Here is a 19,274-nt window from a genome sequence, read left to right as displayed (position 1 = left end):
GCCGACCCTTGTCAAACTTAGTCCCACCAGACGTCAAAAAGTTCGCTGGTGCGCACATCCTCTAACTTACGCGCTTCCAGCCATTTGCGTACGATAGCCTGATGCTCTTCAGTGCACTTACCAATCTCCTGCATGCAGATGAGCCCTTCCCAGGAGAGATAACCGCTGCCGTCGAAGGCCAGCTTGTTCGGCTCTATCACCTCTTCGATCAGATCGTTGACCGTCTGGTCGATCTGCTCTTCGCTGGTCCCTTCCGGGAAACGCCAGGCGACGGAGAAGCCTAACTCCTGAAACTCATCGATATGCATTTTTTTACGCAGACGACGGCTACGATTCTTGGCCATTATTTCACCCTCTCGAACATTAAGTCCCATACGCCGTGGCCGAGACGATGGCCACGCTGTTCAAATTTGGTTACCGGGCGCGATTCCGGGCGCGGTACGTAATCGTTGCTTGCCGACTGGTTACGATAGCCTTCCAGCGAGGACATGACTTCCAGCATATGCACGGCATAAGCTTCCCAGTCGGTCGCCATATGGAAGACGCCGCCGAGCTTCAACTTGCTTTTCACCAGCTCAGCGAAAGGCGGCTGCACGATACGACGTTTATTATGACGCGCTTTATGCCACGGATCAGGGAAAAACAGTTGCACCATATTCAGCGAGTTATCCGGGATCATGGTATGCAGCACTTCCACCGCATCGTGACACATTACGCGCAGGTTTTGTACGCCTTCTTCTTCCGCAGAAGCCAGACAAGCGCCAACGCCCGGGGAGTGTACTTCAATGCCGAGGAAATTCTGTTCCGGTTTGGCTTTCGCCATCGCCACCAGCGAGGCGCCCATCCCGAAGCCAATTTCTAAGGTGACCGGCGCGTCACGGCCAAACAGGGCGGCGAAATCGAGCGGCGCATCGTTGAATTCAACGCCCATCACCGGCCAAATGTTATCCAGCGCATGCTGCTGCCCTTTCGTCAGGCGGCCCTGGCGACGGACGAAGCTACGAATACGGCGCAGCGGGCGACCGTTTTCATCGAATTCCGGAGAGATGACGTCGTTTTTCATAAAAGTTTGGTCTGCTTGTGAATGTGTTCGGAAAACGGGCATTATCCAAAGTTACCCGGCGGATGCAAGGGTTTACAGCCACTCGCCCTTATGCTGCAATCTGCCCCCCTGTAATCGCGATCCCGGAGCCGTAGCTTTGACTTTTCTCGCCACGCAATTTTCAGCCCAGGTTCTGGACTGGTACGACAAATACGGGCGTAAAACCCTGCCCTGGCAAATCGCCAAGACGCCCTACAAAGTATGGCTCTCCGAAGTGATGTTGCAACAAACCCAGGTGACCACGGTAATCCCCTATTTTGAACGCTTTATGGCGCGTTTCCCCACGGTGGTGGATCTCGCCAACGCGCCGCTGGATGAAGTGCTGCATCTGTGGACCGGTCTGGGCTACTACGCGCGGGCGCGCAACTTACATAAAGCCGCACAGCAAGTCGCCACACTGCACGGCGGGGAATTCCCCCGGACCTTTGACGAAGTGGCGGCGCTGCCCGGCGTCGGGCGCTCAACGGCGGGGGCGATTTTATCCCTTTCGCTCGGTCAGCATTATCCGATTCTCGACGGCAACGTGAAGCGCGTGCTCGCCCGCTGCTATGCTGTCAGCGGCTGGCCGGGGAAAAAAGAGGTGGAAAAACGGCTGTGGGACATCAGCGAAGAGGTCACCCCGGCAGAGGGCGTCGAGCGCTTCAACCAGGCGATGATGGATCTCGGGGCAATGGTTTGCACCCGCTCGAAGCCGAAGTGCGAGCTGTGTCCGCTGAGCAACGGCTGCGTGGCCTACGCGAACCATTCATGGGCGGAATATCCGGGCAAAAAACCGAAGCAGACCCTCCCGGAACGCACCGGCTACTTCCTGCTGATGCAGCACGGCGACGAGGTGTTTCTTTCCCAGCGTCCGCCGGTGGGTCTGTGGGGCGGGTTGTTCTGTTTTCCGCAGTTTGCAGACGAAGCGGAGCTACGCGAGTGGCTGGCGCAGCGCCAGATAAAGGCCGATAATCTGACGCAATTAACCGCTTTTCGCCACACTTTCAGCCATTTCCACCTGGATATTGTGCCGATGTGGCTTACAGTGCACTCATCTGGCGCATGCATGGATGAAGGCAACGCACTCTGGTATAACTTAGCGCAGCCGCCGTCGGTCGGTCTGGCGGCCCCCGTGGAGCGCTTGTTGCAACAGCTAAAAGCCGGAGCGCCGGTATAAATTTTTCGGCTATCAAAGAGGATTAATTATGAGCAGAACCATTTTTTGTACCTTCCTGCAGCGTGAAGCGGACGGCCAGGATTTCCAGCTGTATCCGGGCGAGCTCGGAAAGCGTATTTACAACGAAATCTCCAAAGAAGCCTGGGCGCAGTGGCAGCACAAGCAGACCATGCTGATCAACGAGAAAAAGCTCAGCATGATGAACCCGGAGCACCGCAAACTGCTTGAGCAGGAGATGGTGCAGTTCCTGTTTGAAGGGAAAGACGTGCACATCGAAGGCTACACGCCGCCGGAAAAACAGTAAGGGCCCTGCGGCCTTTAAAAAAACAAACACAACACGCACGCCCGGAATGATGAAAAAATACTTAGCGCTCGCGCTGATTGCGCCGTTGCTCGTTTCGTGTTCCAGCTCCAATAAAAAAGGCGCCGAATACAACGAGGCCTGGGTCAAGGACACGAACGGATTCGATATTTTGATGGGCCAGTTCGCCCACAACATCGAGAACATTTGGGGGTACAACGAAGTCCTGCTCGCCGGGCCAAAGGACTACGTCAAGTACACCGACCAGTATCAAACCCGCAGCCACATCAACTTCGATGAAGGGACGATCACCGTCGAGACCATTGCCGGCACCGACCCTCGCGGACGACTGCGCCAGGCGATCGTCAAAACCCTGTTGATGGGCGATGACCCCAACTCCATTGACCTCTATTCCGATGTCGATGACATCCAGATCTCCAAAGAGCCGTTCCTCTATGGCCAGGTGGTGGATAACACCGGGGCGTCGATTCGCTGGGAGTGGCGCGCCGCGCGCTTTGCCGACTATCTGCTGCAAACCCGTCTGAAGAGCCGCAACAACGGCCTGCGCGTGGTCTACAGCATCACCATTAACCTGGTGCCGAACCACCTCGACAAACGTGCGCATAAATACCTCGGCATGGTGCGTCAGGCCTCGCGTAAGTATGGGGTTGATGAGTCGCTGATCCTCGCGATTATGCAGACCGAATCCTCCTTTAACCCCTATGCGGTCAGCCATGCCGACGCCATGGGGCTGATGCAGGTGGTCCAGCACAGCGCCGGCAGAGACGTCTTCCGCTCCCAGGGTAAATCCGGCCTGCCAAGCCGCAGTTATCTGTTCGACCCGGCGAATAATATCGACACCGGTACCGCCTACCTGGCGATGCTGAACAATGTTTACCTCGCCGGCATCGATAACCCCACCTCGCGTCGCTACGCGGTGATCACTGCCTATAACGGCGGCGCCGGCAGCGTACTGCGGGTCTTCTCCAGCGATAAAGTGCAGGCGGCCAATATTATCAACAGCATGGCGCCAGGGGACGTCTACCAGACGCTGACCACCCGCCATCCGTCGGCGGAATCGCGCCGCTATCTGTACAAAGTTAATACGGCGCAGAAAAGCTACCGCCGTAAATAGCCCTCCTCCCGACTCCGGCCTCAGCCCCGCGCTGAGGCCGCGCTTATACTCCGCCATACTCTGTAATATCTTTCGGTTTTCTGCGGCAGTTAACAGAAGCATTAAGCTAGTGAATGATAGAATCGCATCAAAATAACGGGATTAATGTTATTTTAAAAACATAACAAGCCCACATTCGTGAGGATAACTACATGAATCTTAAGCTGCAGCTCAAAATACTGTCGTTCCTGCAGTTCTGCCTTTGGGGGAGCTGGCTCACCACGCTTGGCTCGTACATGTTTGTCACGCTGAAGTTTGACGGCGCGGCAATCGGCGCAGTGTATAGCTCGCTCGGTATCGCCGCGGTGTTGATGCCGACGCTGCTCGGCATCGTCGCCGATAAGTGGATCAGCGCCAAATGGGTATACGCCATCTGCCACCTGGTCGGCGCGTTAACGCTGTACCTCGCGGCGCAGGTCACCACGCCGGGCGAGATGTTCCTCGTGATCCTGCTTAACTCGCTGGCCTATATGCCGACGCTTGGCTTGATCAATACCATCTCCTACTACCGCCTGCAGTCGGCGGGGCTGGATATTGTCACCGATTTCCCGCCAATTCGTATCTGGGGCACCATCGGCTTTATCCTCGCCATGTGGGGCGTGAGCTTCTCCGGCTTTGAACTGAGCCATATGCAGCTGTACATTGGCGCGACGCTGTCGGTCCTGCTGACTCTGTTCACCCTGACGCTGCCGCATATTCCGGTCGCCAACGCCCAGCGCAATCAAAGCTGGACGGAGATGCTCGGCCTGAACGCTTTTGCGCTGTTTAAAAACAAGCGTATGGCTATCTTCTTTATCTTCTCGATGATGCTCGGCGCCGAGCTGCAAATCACTAACATGTTCGGTAACACCTTCCTGCACAGCTTCGATAAAGATCCGCTGTTTGCCGGCAGCTTTATCGTCGAGCACGCGTCAGTGCTGATGTCGATTTCGCAGATTTCCGAAACGCTGTTTATCCTGACCATCCCATTCTTCCTTAGCCGCTACGGCATTAAGAACGTGATGCTTATCAGTATTGTGGCGTGGATGCTGCGCTTCGGCCTGTTCGCCTTTGGCGACCCGACGCCGTTCGGCACTGTACTGCTGGTGCTGTCGATGATCGTCTACGGCTGCGCCTTCGACTTCTTTAACATCTCCGGTTCGGTGTTCGTTGAGAAAGAGGTGCGCCCGGAAATCCGCGCCAGCGCTCAGGGGATGTTCCTGATGATGACCAACGGCTTCGGCTGTATTCTCGGCGGGATGGTGAGCGGCAAAGTCGTCGAACACTTTACCGTCGAGGGGATCACTGACTGGCAGAGCGTGTGGCTGATTTTCGCCGGCTATTCGCTGGTGCTGGCCTTTGCCTTCGTGGCGCTGTTCAAATACAAACACGTCAGACAACCGACCGCCGCCCAGCAGAGCGTGTGATCGGCAAAAGTAAAACGCCCCGCCTGTTCGGCGGGGCGTTTTTTTATCCCTTCAGCACGTAGCCATACAGCCGCTTAATGCCGTCCGGATCCGTCTCGCTGTAAACCCCCTGCAGCTCCGGCGAGAAGCCAGGCAGCATATTGACCCCCTCCTCCAGCGCGAGGAAATAGCGCAGCACGGCGCCGCCCCAGACCTCGCCGGGCACCACGCACAGCACGCCCGGCGGATACGGCAGCGCCCCCTCCGCCGCGACGCGGCCTTCCGCCTCGCTCAGACGCACCAGCTCAACGTTGCCGCGTATAAACTCGTGGTTGGCATCCTGGGGATTCATCACCACCCTTGGGAAGCTCCGTTTACGGAACATCTCTTTTTGCAGGCTCTTCACGTCAAAGCTAACGTACAGATCGTGCATCTCCTGGCACAGCTCGCGCAGGGTATAGTCGCGATAACGCACCGGATATTTGTTATAGATGGTCGGCAACACATCGGCCAGCGGCGTATCCGCTTCAATATGCTGTTCAAACTGCCCCAGCATCGCTACCAGCTGCGCCATTTTTTCGGCACTTTCCGCCGGCGTCAGCAGGAACAGAATCGAGTTGAGATCGCACTTCTCCGGCACGATGCCGTTTTCACGCAGATAATGCGCCAGAATAGTCGCCGGAATGCCGAACTCACTGTACTCCCCACTCTCCGCGTCGATGCCCGGGGTGGTCAGCAGCAGCTTGCACGGGTCGACAAAATACTGGTCGTCCGCGTAGCCTTCAAAACCATGCCAGCGCGCGTCGGGTTCGAAGCTGAAGAAGCGGCGCTCCCGGGCGATCGCCTCGGTCGGGTGATCCTGCCACGGGCGCCCCGCCACCATCGGCGGAATAAAGGGCTGGATCATCTTGCAGTTGGCGATGATCGCTTTGCGCGCCTCAATGCCCAGCGCCACGCACTCGGCCCACAGGCGGCGGCCGCTCTCGCCTTCGTGGATTTTAGCGTTGACGTCCAGCGCGGCGAACAGCGGATAGAACGGGCTGGTGGAAGCATGCAGCATAAAGGCGTTATTCAGCCGCTTGTGCGGACAGAAACGCGCCTGGCCGCGCAGATGGTTATCCTTTTTATGGATCTGCGACGTCTGTGAGAAGCCGGCCTGCTGCTTGTGCACGGACTGGGTGACAAAAATACCCGGATCGTCGGGGGTCAGCTCCAGCAGCAGCGGCGAGCAGTCGGCCATCATTGGGATAAACTGCTCATAGCCCACCCACGCCGAGTCGAACAGGATGTAATCGCAGAGGTGGCCGATCTTATCCACCACCTGGCGGGCGTTATAGACCGTGCCGTCGTAGGTCCCCAGCTGGATCACCGCCAGACGAAACGGGCGGGAGGCATTGGCTTTCTCAGGCGCCGCTTCGCGGATGAGATCCCGCAGGTAATGCTCATCAAAGCAGCGCTCGTCAATGCCGCCGATAAAGCCGAACGGATTGCGCGCGGCTTCCAGGTAAACAGGCGTCGCCCCCGCCTGGATCAGCGCCCCGTGATGGTTTGACTTGTGGTTGTTGCGATCGAACAGCACCAGATCGCCGCGGGTCAACAGCGCGTTGGTCACGACTTTGTTGGCCGCCGAGGTGCCGTTGAGGACGAAGTAGGTTTTATCCGCGTTGAACACCTTCGCAGCGAACTTCTGCGCGTGCTTGGCCGATCCTTCGTGGATCAGCAGATCGCCTAATTTCACATCGGCGTTGCACATGTCGGCGCGAAAGACATTTTCGCCCAAAAAGTCATAGAACTGACGGCCTGCAGGGTGCTTTTTGAAAAACGCCCCGTGCTGATGCCCCGGACAGGCAAAGGTGCTGTTATCCATCTCGACGTACTGGGTCAGGGTATTGAAAAACGGCGGCAGCAGACGCGCTTCATAATCACAGGCCGCCGCCTCCAGCTCCAGCCACTCCTGATCTTTACCGGCGATCACCGCCTGCACCCCCTCCGGCTTGTCGACCGCCGTCTCACTCAGCAGGTAGACCGGCAGGTTAAATCCGCTACGCCTGAGGAGAGTAAGGATGCCGCTGCGACTGTCGGCCACGGAGATGACGACTGCCGCCACATCGGTAAAATCGGTACTGTCCAGCGCCACAACGCGACGGTGGGTGGACAAGCGGGTGACCAGCTCGCAGCTGGCGGCAATGTGCATGGATTTCATAAGCGCAAATGCCCGTATCGGGAGTGTAAAAACCTCAGACAAGGGAGACCTTGCCCAACGATGTGTCCGGGTCTGACGGATTCAGCTCCGACCGCCGGACATCAGTAAAAGCAGACGCGTCCGATCTTACTGTTGCCCTACAGTGAGCATACGTGTCCTTCACCGCATGGTGAACAGAGGGGTAAGCGTAGCAAGATGAGGCAGCCCGCGCATCTGGGCGCGGCGTCGCTGGCGAGATAATGGCTGTGTCGTCATCGGCGGCCTCATATCAGGGAGGAGAAAATTCGCGCAATCATGGCACCTTTCCCGAACAGGCGCAAGATGAAAACCGTATGCACTTATATCACGGATACACAAGCTTTCCCGGTAAGTTAACGCCATAATAATGCGGTTATCAGGGATTTTTAACAGGAGTCAGCGTGGTTACAGGACCTTTTATTAACGCCAGCGCGGTGCTGGTCGGCGGTGTGCTGGGCGCCTTACTCAGCCAACGGTTGCCGGAACGGATCCGCACCGCAATGACCTCTATTTTTGGCCTGGCGTCATTGGGCATCGGCATTTTACTGGTCATTAAGTGCGCCAATCTGCCGGTGATGGTGCTGTCGACCCTGGTAGGGACGCTGCTCGGCGAAATATGCAATATGGAAAAAGGCATCAATACGCTGGTCAGTAAACTCCAGCAGTTGATGTCAGCGAAAGGCAAGAAAAAGGCTTCGGCTCATGAGTCTTATATTCAGAGCTATGTGGCGATTATCGTCCTGTTCTGCGCCAGCGGCACCGGCGTCTTCGGCGCCATGCGCGAAGGGATGACCGGCGACGCCAGCATTCTGATTGCCAAAGCGTTTCTCGACTTTTTCACCGCCACCATCTTCGCCTGCACCCTGGGCATTGCCGTCGCCGCCATCAGCGTACCGATGCTGCTTATCCAGCTGACTCTTGCAGCCTGCGCGGCGATCATTATGCCGCTTACCACGCCGATGATGCTGGCGGATTTCAGCGCCGTCGGCGGCATGCTGCTGGTGGCCACCGGGCTGCGCATCTGCGGGATAAAAATGTTTGCCGTAGTGAATATGCTGCCTGCGCTGGTGCTGGCGATGCCGATTTCCGCGGCCTGGACGCTGTTTTTTGCCTGAAAACGCGTGCTTTTAGCGCAATGTGGTGATAGATTGTTCAGTCTGCTGCAAAACAGATAAATTTCGTTGACGAGGCGCGGCGATTACGGTTTAATGCGCCCCGTTGCCCGGATAGCTCAGTCGGTAGAGCAGGGGATTGAAAATCCCCGTGTCCTTGGTTCGATTCCGAGTCCGGGCACCACTTACACAGTACCGTTCGGCTAGCTTCATGTGTACAAGGCATGAAATAGCGGGGCGAAATCAGATGTGAGGACAGAGTTTAGACAGCGATGAATGTCATCACCTGTTGAACTTGATTGTTCCACTCTGTGCGAAACCCTATTCAGTCCATCTGAATAGGGTTTTTCGCTTTAGGCGATGTTACAGTTTTTAGTGAAACTGTCAATATGCGCCATTTTTCACCATCTTAACTCCTGCTCCAGCGTCGCCTTCAGGCTTTCGATATTCACCTCCACATATTCCAGCGTTGACGCCAGACTAACGTGCCCCAGCAAGGTTTTCACCGTTTGCAGATTACGTTCCGGCGTGCGCATCAGCTTCGTCGCGATGGTATGACGGAAACGATGAGGGCTAACCAGAAAACCACACTCCCGGGACAACCGACGGAAAAAGGACCGGAGAGGAACTTTCGTCATACCATCTTGATAATTTGCCTTTCTCCTGAAATCAAACCAGGCGATGTTAAATAGCTGCTCATGTGGCATTGCCCCCGCCTTTGTCACCTGACTGACCAACTCCTCAAGCGATGGACGCAGGGCGGAGATAATCGGCACCTGATGTTCACGGTGATTTTTAGCCCCCTCAAGCCGTAAGTGAATGCAGTGCGAATCAAAATCGACATCGCTAATTCTGATATGTAAGAACTGATTCTGGCGTATGGCCGTATAGCGCAAGATATCCAGCACGGCAGTCCAGAACCATGCTGGAGCCAATGCATTACGATAACGATCGCCGGATTGCTCCCTTCCCCTCTGCTGCTGCATAACCCGATAGACCGTTTCAAGCTGACTGTCAGAAAGTGTTTTTTTACGTTTAACGCCCGGGCAAGCCACAACGCCATTAAACGGGTTCTCTTCCTGGAATAGTTTTTTCTTGATAGCAAAGTTGAACAACGCACGCATATGGGCAACCTTGTTATTCCAGGTACGAACCTTCAGCCCCTGCACTTTTAATACTTCTTCTTTCCACCTCAGCACCAAATCGGCACTGACCTCCCCAGGTAATACTTTCGCAAACTTCGTAAACGTTCTTACTACCTTGCAATAACTCCACTGCGTGTCAGGCCGTAATGTTTTAGCGTAAAAATACTTCTCCAGAAGAACTTCAAATGTTAACAATTCATCCATAGTCAATTTCGTCCCATTAGTTCAAAGAGCTAACTTCTAATAACGGGGTATCTGCTGGCACTGTTGCTGCGCCATAAATTTCTTTCGCAGGTACAAGATAGCCGTGATAAACCTTCTGGCTCTCCCTATTACGGCACTGGTATACATTTGCTCCCCCGCGCTGCCGCCTGTGCAGATTTATTTTTTCAAACTGCCGCTGAACATCACGCCAGTTGTCTATTTTTAATGGTCGCAGTGCCTCCCTCTGTTCCGCCATAAACCTATGAAAAATTGACGGAGTTTTCAGGAATACAGCCCCCGCGATCACATATACGTGACCATCCGGCTCATTGGCTATCGTTTTTTTCTGCTGTATAGATTGTCTGAGCCAGTCAATAAACAACTCACCAGCAGGATGAGAGCGGCGCAATGCCGGTTCAGAAGAAAGATCGGCACCTTCCACATTCTCCATAAAAGACGGTAAATCATCGGGAATATTTTCAACATACTCACAGGGCGGCGGTGCCTGTTGTAAGAAAGTGGCGTAATCGTCAAAAGCTGAATCAGGACAAGCTTCTGGCAACGCGGATGGTGTGACTGGCAGCGTTTTATCACTGCCCTCCCCAGCTTGTAAGACTATTGCCCCTACAACGCCTGATTGCGCCCGATACCCGGCCAGAAACATCGAAAGCGCCATTAACGCGTCAGGCCATCGACTCAGCCAACACAGCCCCTCCTCCGGCAACAGCCTGAAGGCCAGCATGGCGCTGTAGCCATATACCTTTTCCGGCTGCGTTTCTGGCACAAAGCGGAAGCGATAGGGGTTATCCAGAACGCCTGCAACCGGCGACCAGACCTGCCCGTTATCCAGCTCAACGTGGAGATGCGCCAGATTGTCCAACACGCTAAACATGGTCGCCCAGACAATAACCGCAGACCACACAGCCCCTTGCGTTGCCTGATCTTCAGGGTCAGCACCCGGCGGCAACAAGTAGCTTTTTGACAGTTTCACCGCATTTGCCAGCGTTTTAAGCAAACAATCGACCATCCCACCGGGGTACGCATACCCCCCCTGCTCCGCTACCGGAAACTGCTGCATTAGTAGTACACACTGCTCCAGAGGAGTCAGGTAATACTGCTGATACAGGTTTCTGGGCAGAGAAGAGTAATCCCACAGCGTTTGCAGATATTGCTGACGTAGAGGTGTGCCCAGCAACACCTCTACGCTGGCCGGAGCAAAATAACCCGCAGGCACAGGTGAACGGTTATCGGATAAGGGTTCCGGCGGATGCGCCTTGTCACGCCAGAAAAATAGAGTATTGAGCATAAATACCGCCGATGGCTGAAATGAAAAGCTGCCACTCTATTTCTCCGCCCACAAACAACAACAAACAACTCTGTTTAGGTTCCTAATAATTTCCAAATCCCATAAAAAATGCTCCCGAAGGAGCATTTAGCGCATCAGGCCACCGAACGGCGAACATCCTGAGCAAGGTTAAGTAAAAATTCACAGGCCTCGCGCGCCTGGCGGCTGGCCCGGAAAATAGCGTGTTTGTCCTCTTTCAGCGTCTTCAGCCATGAGGCAAGGTAGCTTTCATGTTGCACCTCACCATAAACGCCCAGTTCGGCACAGAGAAAAGCGCTACCCAGCTCTGCGATAAGCTCTTCAAACGCATAAATCGGATCGCCAAACCGGCTCAATGAAGACGTGATGCCCTCGCGGTTTAGCCGTTTGGCATGACCGCTGGCGTGAACCAGCTCATGCAACAATGTCGCCCAATAATCAGCATCAGAAAAAAACTGACCGACTGCCGGTAATACAATCTCATCGGTGGATGGACGGTAAAATGCTCGGTTCTGGCTAAACGATGTAGCCTTTACGCCGGAGGCATTCAGCATATCAAGAATGCGGTTAAACACCGGCGTACTGACGGTATCCACATCCTCCTGCGACAAAGGAACGGCAGTCACCCCAACGACGGATTCTGGTAAACCATCGCACTGTTCAACGTTGAACAGGTACAGCGATTTAGCTATAACCCGGGATTCCATAACCGGTTTGCCATCGGCGTCAAACAGCTTACTGCCGCTTTTATCTTCCGCCTGCTTTTCAAACGGTTTGAATATAACGCCGAGACTGCTGCTTTCACCTTTACGAACCTGCCCACCGACTGCCTGCGCCTGCTTATAGGTGAGCCAGCGATTGGAACGGTAGCCCTTCTCTTCCGCCGCCAGCCACAACAGCATGATATTAACGCCGTTGTAGTGACACCCGGTCGCGGCATTAACCGGAAACGGGCTGGAGGCATATTTCTCCACCGAACGCCACGGCTTACGCCAGGGCGGTACGCCTTTTTCCAGCGCGGCAACAATGCGATCGGTCACCTGCTGATACAGGTCTGTATGTCCAGCACGTTGAGAACGAGAATTTGATTTCTTCATGGGAAACTCCTTTTAAAAAAGGCGTATCCCGCTCCCTATGGGCGCAGAAATACGCCCCACAGGGATTGATGAATGTCAGTCAGTTCAAATGGCGACGGCCTGAATAACGCCTTCGGTCGTTACCCGCTCGAACTGCTTTTGCAGTTGCCTGCATGCGATAAGAAAACAGTGATGGTCATCAGCTTTTGCCCGTTTGCAGCCAACAACGGCAACGTCAACAAGCAGCCGCTGCGCCATCATGCGCCAGCTTTTCAGCTCTTTCTGGCTTCGGCAGGCAGTGAAGTGCACCTGGGCCATAACGTTTATTCTGCCCGTCAGATGACGGTACTCCGCGACGGGCACACAATTTTGCCAGCCGGTAATAAACATCGCCAGCCTCTGCGCCTTAAGCATAATAGACAGCTGGTAGGGTTTGGTGATGATGTCCACGATACCGCCTTCCGTCAGCGGTATCCTTTCTTCAAAGCTATCGCCGCCGACCAGTATGCGGGCCATCGAGACCCATTCCGAGTCGAGATCAGGGTGACAGCCGTCAGCATAGGCTAAATGTCTTACCCGACCATCATCACGTTGTTCACCGCCGTCAACCATCAAATAAACGCCGTGATCCTTAGCCAGAACGACAGGCTTATCGGTAGTTATTGATTCCGTTACGACGGCCTTCAGGTCAGAACCATAAAAACGCAGCATAGATATCTCCTCAATAATTGCCGGAGACAGCTTCCCCGAGGAGAGAAGCCCCCCGGGGAAGTAAGTTCAGTAAAAAGAAGTGAAACGAATTACGCGAAGGCTATAAATATCCCATCGCTTCCAGTGCCAGAGAGCACTTTGCATCTGCGTTCCCGGTATAGAAATAATGAGCCCAGGCCTCCCTGTTCACCTTTTCTCCAAGCGCCAGAACGTCATGTAATAACGGTTCACTGGCTGAATGAGTAAAACGGCCAAAAACTAAAGCCTGCGCCAGCTGATAAGCAATGTCGGTAAGGACATATTCGTTATCGGTAAAACCGTCCTCATCGCGTTCCTCATCAATTCCTAAACGCATTTTGGCGGCAACGAATAACAGCTCCCCTTCTGCATTGGCTAAGTCATAAAGATCCTGAACAACAGACTGTGGCTCAAACGATAACGCGATCATGGTGTTCTCCTTACGATGTCATACCGAAAGGAGAACGCCCCCGAAGGAGTGGTTCCTTTCGGGCAGCGTTTATTACGTTAACGGTCGGTAATAACCTTTAGTCAATGGCCGCCATAATGGCGTTAGTACATGAATGCATTAAGGCGTAATTGCGCAACGCATAATAGGCTTCGATGTCCTCATCGGCTTCAGTGCGGTTCGCCAGCTCGCAGAGAGCGTAAAGCGAAGCCGTAATGCCAAACGTGTCGGAGTCCATTGTGCCCTGATAGTAGTTTTCCGCCGATACGCTCCAGTTCTGAGACGTGGCCGGGTAAGCATAAAAGCCGCCGTTGGATAACTTCATCCCCAGCCAAAGCCCACCCTGGTACTCACAGCTCAGCCGGTCTGCCCAGCGGTAAAGTAATTGTTCAAAACAAAACAGACGTACCGCCTGTTCTTCATCGTTCTGATCGAGCAGGCGATCAAAATCGACCTGTGTGATAGTGAAATCTGTCATTGATGGGTATCTCCCTGAATAAAGCGGAGGGAGAACACGCCTGGAGGGTGTTTTCCCTCCGGGATGATGAAAAGAGTTAGTGTCAGGCGGTGGCTAATGACACCTTAAGGCAGCAGCCAACGCGCTTAACCGTAAATTTCTCGATGTGTGCAGTGACGCTTCCCCCAGTACGAGTAAAAACGATCAGCTGGAACGTCACCTGCCCCGTTTCACTGTTCTGCCGATGCTCCCAGACGTTCAGCGCTTCCTTAACCAACCGGTTTTGGCTGGCGATAGCGCTTTCAACAGAGCTGGAAAAGTCGACCGCAGCTTCCCAGGCGGGAGACGTAATCGAGATGGATAACATTTCATAGGTGTTCATCTGTGTTCCTTACAGTAAAAAGGGAACACGTCCCCAACGGGAAAATGTTCCCATTGGGTGAGTAGAATGCACTAACCACGCTTATTCATTGCGTAAGCGACGTTCAGTACAGGAATGAGCCTGAAAAGGCGTAGGTATTAAGAAGAGTACCTTCACCGCAGTTTGCGGCATCCGTTTACAAAGGCTAAATGGATTTGGGTTTGACCGCCGTAAGCGCCACCTTGCAGGTCGTGGAGGCTTTGGGTGTTGTCAGAGACAACGATTAGGCGTTACGATTCTAAACCAGTCATGTATAAAAAAACAACAAGCAGCTATGTGGTGAGTTATAAAAAGGGACAAGTGAGATGGAAAATTCTATTAGCTTTATGGCAAGAGATGGCGTTATTTCTTTAGATACGTTTCTTAAAACACGTAAATTTAAGAATGGAATGGGTATCATATTTCTCGACAGAAACGTCGTGAGCCCTGTAACCAGTAATAGTTTAAAAGACAAATTCTCATCATTAAAGCATTACCGTTTCTCTGTCATTCTTTCGGCAATGGAAGGAAAGAACAAGCGATTACCGACCCATGAAGAATATATTGAAGAATATCAAAAATCATCCGAGAAGATAGGACTAGCATTCGGGGAGGATCGGGTAGACAGGGAAAAGGTAGAATCTTTTTATTATGCAGTGAAAGGCGAGTATGAATCACACATTAATGCCGAATATAAATTCCTCGCGCAATCCATTGAGATTCTAAAAGATAAAACCCTAACTGAAAAAGCAGAGAAAATCATAGAACTAACGCACAGCATTTCAAAAGAGCACCCATCAAAGATGAACCCGCTTCTGATATTGCTTGTATTTTGTCATTTATACAAAGGACGCGGAAGACATTTCATAGACAAACTGTTAAAAGTTAACAAGCAAGAACCTTTAGAACAAAAGCTTCATAATGTTATCAGCGACCTAATGATCATTACATTAGTTCTAATATCTATTAGCAGCGAGAAGAAATATATTGCAGAAGCTGATGCCAATAATGGTAAGGTAAAACATCCAGACGGTAGTTCTGTAACACTAAATTTTAAACATCGCTTTGTATTCTGTAGTGCTGACGCTGCATTACTCGAATTTTATATGTTGTATATAGAACTGCATGAACACTTACATGTTATATTTCGACATCAAAAAAGAATATTAAATGGCGCAATAGAGCCAAGATTACATAGCGTTTGTGCCAAATTATTCCCGGGAGCGACCAAGGAAGAGGCAGCAAAATTACTCAATGAAATACACTCGTATATTTTATAAAAGGCTAATCGTCATGAGGCTCTCCTTTGTTATAAACTCGCGCCACATAATGCCCGCGCCCGTCCCCGTGCCCCAAATCCATAGAAACCAACGCTTCGGCTTCCTTTTTGCTAAAACCTCTCTGCATATGATATTCCGTCGCCTCGCGGGAATAGGCATAGCGCAAACTATGCGGAGAAATCTTTCCCGTTAGCCCTGCGTCCTTAACGATATTCCGATAGCGATCGATGGCGGAATGGAGATTGGGTTTATCGACCAGCTTGCCGTTATTATTCATTGCTATTTTAAGCGCATGATTCACGGCCTGAAGCGTTTTCTCACGATCGACAACCGTCGTATCTCTGGGCTTGCCGCCTTTGGTGCCAAAAACAACTCGTACGCGCTCATCGCCGCGTAATAAGGCCTGCTGCCAGGTACGCAATGACTTGGCTGACTGCACGGCCTCTTCCGTTCTTAACCCCAGGCAGCGGGAAAGCTGCACCGCAGCCGCGACGCCTTCATCCTTGCTCTTAATTACAGAAAATACGGCCTGATAACGCTCGTCGGAAATAGCCACCTTCGTTCCGTCACGACTGGCCCCGGACAACCCAAGCGCGCTATTGCTTAAACACTCATGGGCGGGATCGGCCAGTTTCGACCTTCCGGCTACGTTAAATATCGCCCGTAGCGCCGCCATTTCATTCTGCAACGTGCGCTTTGAAATGCTTTCCGCCAGACGGCTGCGAATATACAGCTCAACGTGATGAGTTTTAATATGCCTGACGTCCCGGATCTGAATATTCAGATTCAGCATTCTCTCCGCCATGCGATCGGCGATTTTCATTCTGTCAGCCACGGTTTTAAAACTGCCCCCGGCCTGCCGGGCCAACGTCGACAGGCTTTTACTCAATTTAGACATCAAGACCTCTGGTTATAAACACGTACTCCCTGTCAGGCTTACCTTTGCCTTGCGTGAGCAAAGGTAAGCCCCAACCGTTTTAAAGCTGTGCATCTCAACCCCGACGACACGGTTAATTTTGCGCATCCTGCGGCTCGACTGGTATCTGTGCATCGGGGCGGCGAAATGTTGAGTTCTTACGAGGCTCCCCAGCTCTCTGAGCTGCTCGTGGCTAACGCCATGCTGACTACTGTCAGGCTGCCTCCATTGCCAGTTTCTGCTGGCATTGCCGTCGATACCGAGTCGATCTTTCTCCTTTTTTAGTGGTGGACGTTTTCAAACGGGTTCGGCCCGTTTTTAACGTCGATTGATGAAAAAACATCCTGATCATTCCCCTTAAGGCACATTCGCCAACCGGTACTACGTGTCGGTCAGAGCGTAGAGGATGCTGTTAAAGGCCGAATAGTCTGGGCCCGTGGGTTGCGCGCTGCGCGCGTCACTTGGTATCGCTAACGCTCTGACACAAGTGACGCCGCGCAGCCTTCTGCCGCCAAATGCCTGCCGTAGCAGATGCCAAATGTTCCAAATGGCATAGCAGACGACACGCAAACGTTGGCAACGATAACTGGCCGAATGAGTAACACTCATTGCCTGAGGGATGAGCTTTTCAGCTCGAAAAAGAGAACGCCGTGGAGGCGCTGATATGAAGAGAGTGCCTTAATCGCAGGTAGCGACGCTCGTTGACAAAGGCTAAACAGGCTTGGGTTTGACCGCTTTTTTCAGCGCTACCTTGCAGGTCATGGTGGCTTTGGGTGTTGCCTATAGCAACGTTAAAGCGTTTATATACTAGCCGTTATTTTTATTGCCAACAAGACGATTTTTAGTTATTCATAATATTTATAATTTACATTTGAAAGGATGCATTATGACAGATAACACAACCGAAGAACTAAAAGAAATTCTCCAGAAAATTAGTAAGAAAGTCATTAAACTAATTCCTTACCTGACAATTTTGTCAGGTTTAATGGTATGGAGTTATTTAAATAACATCGGCAGACTAGATTTACTGATAGATTCCTTTTCCATTAATATAGGATTAGTATCTTTATTAATATCCGCCGTAGTATTATCTCTCGCAATAGCTATAACACTTATCCTCCCCAGCTCGATACTCATTTTTCACTCCTCGATGTTTCCAAATATAATCAACAAACCAATCTCTATACCATGGTTAGGTTGGGGATTTTCTACTTTATTCTTGGCATTGACATTTCTTCCACACATTCCATCTATAACAAAAATAATATCACCACCTTCAGCATCATTAATCTTTATCATAATAGCAGTAATATCATTTATCATTTTCTTGGTTATTTCATGGTACAGTGGTGATTTCAAAAACAACGATTTATTTAAAATAGCTAAAAATGTCGGCAAAGCACTAATAGAAACATTTACTACAGTATTCGCCACATTATCAATTGCCATCCCCATTACATTTTTATTAAAAGACAGCACTGGGGAAAAAACTACATCACTACTCATAGCACTGGCTTTCATGATCGCATTTGCTCTATCATCTTTTCTTCCCGCAATAGTTTATTATCGCAATATAAAAAACACATCATCAAACAATGAAAGCAAAAGCATCATTCCATTAGCAAAAAACTTATCTATAGCAGTCATTATAACGATAACTATCACGTCCCTTCTGTTCCCCAATGTAACGACTACCTTAATGAATAGCTCTCTTTACTCTATCGGAGTCATTGATAATAAAAATCATTATTTTCTAATAGATGGAGAAAAATACAAGCCAGATATGTTCCCACAGAATACATGGAAGACGTCGACAACCGATAAAATCGGACCAGACTTCTTTATCTACGGGATAAGAATGTTCTCCGCCGGGAATAAAAATTTGATTTGTCCAGATAGCGTTGGTTCCTTCAAAAGGGAAATTAATGGAACAAACTATGATTTAATCACTTCCTCTGATAATGAAGATAACGCAAAAAAACTAAAAGATATGACCAAGATCTGTGTCGTTTTAGACAGCAACAATGCACAACAATGGGATACTTTTTTCGAAAATAACGTTCAAAAAAAGGATAAGAATTGTCTGCCTGTAGCCAGAATTATTATTCTGGCTTTACTTTTTTCGGCTACGATTCAGTTTTAAAACCCTGATAAAGAGCCAACACCGCTTCAGCAAACTTATCATCAACGGTATAAAAATAGCATTCCGGCACATCCAGCACTTTTGCAAAACAGCAAACCAGTTCAAACGAAGGCTTGTGCGTTCCGCTTTCATAGTGGGATAAACGTGAATATGCCGTAGCCTCTTCAATCCCAGCCATTACACCTAACTTTTCCTGAGTTAGCCCTGCGCGTAATCTGGCATCCTTCAAACGTTTAGGAATCATATTGTTACCATCAATCAATATATTGACAGTATCTTTAGCATTCCTTAAGATTAATTATCTTTAGAATTACTAAAGATGGATTCGCATACTGGAGATAAAACCATGGAAAACAACGACTGGCATCCGGCAGACATCATCGCCGGGCTAAGAAAGAAGGGAACATCGCTTGCCGCAGTTTCACGCAGCGCGGGCCTGTCGAGCTCCACACTGGCAAACGCGCTGCTCCGCCCCTGGCCGAAAGGCGAGAAGCTGATTGCCGATGCGCTGGGCATCTCACCGGAAATAATCTGGCCCAGCCGCTATTTTGACAGTGAAGGTAAATTACTCACGCGCCAGATAAGGAGTGGACAAACCAACAAATAGCGTAAGAATTATTAGCTCATAGCACAGTACACCGCCCTCCTCTGCATCTCCCCTGTTCATTAACATACAGCAGTTGAACGAAACCACACCGCAG

At 51.4% G+C, this 19,274-nt stretch carries 22 protein-coding genes and 1 tRNA gene; 9 read left to right on the top strand and 14 right to left on the bottom strand.

Features of this window, described 5'->3' with window-relative positions; all coding sequences use genetic code 11:
• Positions 1-17: 17 nt before the first annotated feature.
• Complete coding sequence (locus tag HMPREF3140_RS26590) at positions 18-344, bottom strand: YggL family protein (RefSeq protein WP_002916620.1); 327 nt, start codon at positions 342-344, stop codon at positions 18-20.
• Entirely contained in the window at positions 344-1,063 is a 720-nt protein-coding gene (trmB, locus tag HMPREF3140_RS26585) for a tRNA (guanosine(46)-N7)-methyltransferase TrmB (protein ID WP_002916627.1), read from the bottom strand. Before trmB ends, HMPREF3140_RS26590 begins: the two co-directional genes overlap by 1 nt.
• A gap of 136 nt (positions 1,064-1,199) precedes the next feature.
• Here trmB and mutY point away from each other — a divergent pair, with 136 nt between their 5' ends.
• From mutY to HMPREF3140_RS26565, 4 genes are all read left to right on the top strand, one after another.
• A complete protein-coding gene (mutY, locus tag HMPREF3140_RS26580) occupies positions 1,200-2,258 on the top strand; it encodes an A/G-specific adenine glycosylase (protein WP_002916628.1) in 1,059 nt (352 codons plus the stop codon).
• A 28-nt stretch (positions 2,259-2,286) separates the two neighbouring features.
• Positions 2,287-2,562 (top strand): oxidative damage protection protein, encoded by a 276-nt coding sequence (locus tag HMPREF3140_RS26575; RefSeq protein ID WP_004105744.1) that lies wholly within the window; start codon positions 2,287-2,289, stop codon positions 2,560-2,562.
• Positions 2,563-2,611: 49 nt separating this feature from the next.
• Positions 2,612-3,694, top strand: a complete 1,083-nt coding sequence (gene mltC / locus HMPREF3140_RS26570) for a membrane-bound lytic murein transglycosylase MltC (RefSeq protein WP_002916629.1) — start codon at positions 2,612-2,614, stop codon at positions 3,692-3,694.
• Between the two features lie 191 nt (positions 3,695-3,885).
• A complete protein-coding gene (locus HMPREF3140_RS26565) occupies positions 3,886-5,139 on the top strand; it encodes a nucleoside permease (protein WP_004144787.1) in 1,254 nt (417 codons plus the stop codon).
• 43 nt (positions 5,140-5,182) lie between these two features.
• Here HMPREF3140_RS26565 and HMPREF3140_RS26560 read toward each other — a convergent pair whose 3' ends face one another.
• Entirely contained in the window at positions 5,183-7,321 is a 2,139-nt protein-coding gene (locus HMPREF3140_RS26560) for an ornithine decarboxylase (RefSeq protein ID WP_032412416.1), read from the bottom strand.
• Between the two features lie 419 nt (positions 7,322-7,740).
• On the opposite strand from HMPREF3140_RS26560, the gene HMPREF3140_RS26555 reads away from it, so the two are divergent.
• A complete protein-coding gene (locus tag HMPREF3140_RS26555) occupies positions 7,741-8,454 on the top strand; it encodes a DUF554 domain-containing protein (RefSeq protein WP_002916694.1) in 714 nt (237 codons plus the stop codon).
• A gap of 105 nt (positions 8,455-8,559) precedes the next feature.
• A tRNA-Phe gene (locus HMPREF3140_RS26550) sits at positions 8,560-8,635 on the top strand.
• 217 nt (positions 8,636-8,852) lie between these two features.
• Here the strand turns inward: HMPREF3140_RS26550 and HMPREF3140_RS26545 are convergent.
• The 7 genes from HMPREF3140_RS26545 to HMPREF3140_RS26515 all read right to left on the bottom strand — a co-directional run bounded on the left by HMPREF3140_RS26545 (position 8,853) and on the right by HMPREF3140_RS26515 (position 14,216).
• Positions 8,853-9,653 carry a tyrosine-type recombinase/integrase gene (locus HMPREF3140_RS26545; RefSeq protein WP_004217751.1) on the bottom strand — a complete coding sequence of 267 codons (801 nt, stop codon included), beginning with the start codon at positions 9,651-9,653 and terminating at the stop codon, positions 8,853-8,855.
• A 163-nt stretch (positions 9,654-9,816) separates the two neighbouring features.
• Positions 9,817-11,106, bottom strand: a complete 1,290-nt coding sequence (locus tag HMPREF3140_RS26540; RefSeq protein ID WP_070553232.1) for a TraI domain-containing protein — start codon at positions 11,104-11,106, stop codon at positions 9,817-9,819.
• 134 nt (positions 11,107-11,240) lie between these two features.
• Positions 11,241-12,221 (bottom strand): ArdC family protein, encoded by a 981-nt coding sequence (locus HMPREF3140_RS26535; RefSeq protein WP_016809383.1) that lies wholly within the window; start codon positions 12,219-12,221, stop codon positions 11,241-11,243.
• Positions 12,222-12,305: 84 nt separating this feature from the next.
• Complete coding sequence (locus HMPREF3140_RS26530; RefSeq protein WP_070553231.1) at positions 12,306-12,911, bottom strand: DUF3085 domain-containing protein; 606 nt, start codon at positions 12,909-12,911, stop codon at positions 12,306-12,308.
• 100 nt (positions 12,912-13,011) lie between these two features.
• Positions 13,012-13,359, bottom strand: a complete 348-nt coding sequence (locus tag HMPREF3140_RS26525) for a hypothetical protein (RefSeq protein ID WP_016809385.1) — start codon at positions 13,357-13,359, stop codon at positions 13,012-13,014.
• A gap of 97 nt (positions 13,360-13,456) precedes the next feature.
• Positions 13,457-13,855 carry an antirestriction protein gene (locus HMPREF3140_RS26520; protein WP_040236230.1) on the bottom strand — a complete coding sequence of 133 codons (399 nt, stop codon included), beginning with the start codon at positions 13,853-13,855 and terminating at the stop codon, positions 13,457-13,459.
• An 82-nt stretch (positions 13,856-13,937) separates the two neighbouring features.
• Positions 13,938-14,216 carry a hypothetical protein gene (locus tag HMPREF3140_RS26515; protein WP_016809387.1) on the bottom strand — a complete coding sequence of 93 codons (279 nt, stop codon included), beginning with the start codon at positions 14,214-14,216 and terminating at the stop codon, positions 13,938-13,940.
• A gap of 344 nt (positions 14,217-14,560) precedes the next feature.
• On the opposite strand from HMPREF3140_RS26515, the gene HMPREF3140_RS26510 reads away from it, so the two are divergent.
• The gene (locus HMPREF3140_RS26510) at positions 14,561-15,514 is read left to right on the top strand and encodes a 14-3-3 family protein (RefSeq protein WP_040236228.1); all 954 of its coding nucleotides are present in this window, start codon (positions 14,561-14,563) and stop codon (positions 15,512-15,514) included.
• Positions 15,515-15,518: 4 nt separating this feature from the next.
• Here the strand turns inward: HMPREF3140_RS26510 and HMPREF3140_RS26505 are convergent, their stop codons facing one another.
• From HMPREF3140_RS26505 to HMPREF3140_RS26500, 3 genes are all read right to left on the bottom strand, one after another.
• Positions 15,519-16,412 (bottom strand): integrase domain-containing protein, encoded by an 894-nt coding sequence (locus HMPREF3140_RS26505; protein ID WP_040236226.1) that lies wholly within the window; start codon positions 16,410-16,412, stop codon positions 15,519-15,521.
• Positions 16,413-17,426: 1,014 nt separating this feature from the next.
• A complete protein-coding gene (locus HMPREF3140_RS29055; RefSeq protein WP_175437610.1) occupies positions 17,427-17,567 on the bottom strand; it encodes a hypothetical protein in 141 nt (46 codons plus the stop codon).
• Between the two features lie 3 nt (positions 17,568-17,570).
• Positions 17,571-17,951, bottom strand: coding sequence for a hypothetical protein (locus HMPREF3140_RS26500; protein WP_070553230.1), 381 nt, complete (start codon positions 17,949-17,951; stop codon positions 17,571-17,573).
• On the opposite strand from HMPREF3140_RS26500, the gene HMPREF3140_RS26495 reads away from it, so the two are divergent.
• Complete coding sequence (locus HMPREF3140_RS26495; protein WP_228705088.1) at positions 17,950-18,573, top strand: hypothetical protein; 624 nt, start codon at positions 17,950-17,952, stop codon at positions 18,571-18,573. The two genes, HMPREF3140_RS26500 and HMPREF3140_RS26495, sit on opposite strands and share 2 nt — an antisense overlap.
• Here the strand turns inward: HMPREF3140_RS26495 and HMPREF3140_RS26490 are convergent.
• Positions 18,557-18,817 (bottom strand): helix-turn-helix domain-containing protein, encoded by a 261-nt coding sequence (locus HMPREF3140_RS26490; RefSeq protein ID WP_070553241.1) that lies wholly within the window; start codon positions 18,815-18,817, stop codon positions 18,557-18,559. The two genes, HMPREF3140_RS26495 and HMPREF3140_RS26490, sit on opposite strands and share 17 nt — an antisense overlap.
• Positions 18,818-18,919: 102 nt before the next feature.
• Here HMPREF3140_RS26490 and HMPREF3140_RS26485 point away from each other — a divergent pair, with 102 nt between their 5' ends.
• On the top strand, positions 18,920-19,180 hold the full coding sequence (locus HMPREF3140_RS26485) for a helix-turn-helix domain-containing protein (protein ID WP_040236221.1): 261 nt from the start codon (positions 18,920-18,922) through the stop codon (positions 19,178-19,180).
• The last annotated feature ends 94 nt before the right edge of the window (positions 19,181-19,274 follow it).

Origin of the sequence: Klebsiella sp. HMSC16A12 (genome assembly GCF_001808265.1) — a bacterium.
In the GTDB taxonomy this organism is placed as follows: domain Bacteria; phylum Pseudomonadota; class Gammaproteobacteria; order Enterobacterales; family Enterobacteriaceae; genus Klebsiella; species Klebsiella pneumoniae.
Note: the sequence above shows the minus strand (reverse complement) of the source record. Positions and strands in the feature narration are given on the sequence as shown.